This window comes from Pseudomonas sp. UF-293 (assembly GCF_058245595.1).
Genome location: NZ_JBSICA010000068.1, coordinates 1 through 691 on the forward strand (window position 1 = coordinate 1; position 691 = coordinate 691).

Here is a 691-nt window from a genome sequence, read left to right on the forward strand (position 1 = left end):
TCGGTCACGCTGAGCGGCAAGGCGTTCGCCAATCAGAAGGTCGAAATCTTCGACGGGGTCACCTCGAAAGGGGAGGCCCCAGTCAATGCCAGCGGCGACTGGACGTTGCCGCTGTCGGCACTGAGCGTCAGCGCTCACAGCATCACGGTCAAGGCGTTGTACGGCAGTAATCCGGTGTCGGCGGCGCGGACCTTTACCGTGGCGGTGGCCACGGCGCCGACCATTACCTCGGTCAGGGATTCCGTCGGTGAAATCGCGGCGGGTGGCACGACGTTCGATACCTCGGTCACGCTGAGCGGCAAGGCGTTCGCCAATCAGAAGGTCGAAATCTTCGACGGGGTCACCTCGAAAGGGGAGGCCCCAGTCAATGCCAGCGGCGACTGGACGTTGCCGCTGTCGGCACTGAGCGTCAGCGCTCACAGCATCACGGTCAAGGCGTTGTACGGCAGTAATCCGGTGTCGGCGGCGCGGACCTTTACCGTGGCGGTGGCGACGGCGCCGACCATTACCTCGGTCAGGGATTCCAAAGGCGAGGTCGCGGCGGGTGGCACGACGTTCGATACGTCGGTCACGCTGAGCGGCAAAGCGTTCGCCAATCAGAAGGTCGAAATCTTCGACGGGGTCACCTCGAAAGGGGAGGCCCCAGTCAATGCCAGCGGCGACTGGACGTTGCCGCTGTCGGCACTGAGCG

The 691-nt window shown here is 64.1% G+C and carries 1 pseudogene; it reads left to right on the top strand.

Features of this window, described 5'->3' with window-relative positions:
• A pseudogene (locus AC4IHP_RS27800) lies at positions 1-691 on the top strand (Ig-like domain repeat protein); the annotation flags it as partial.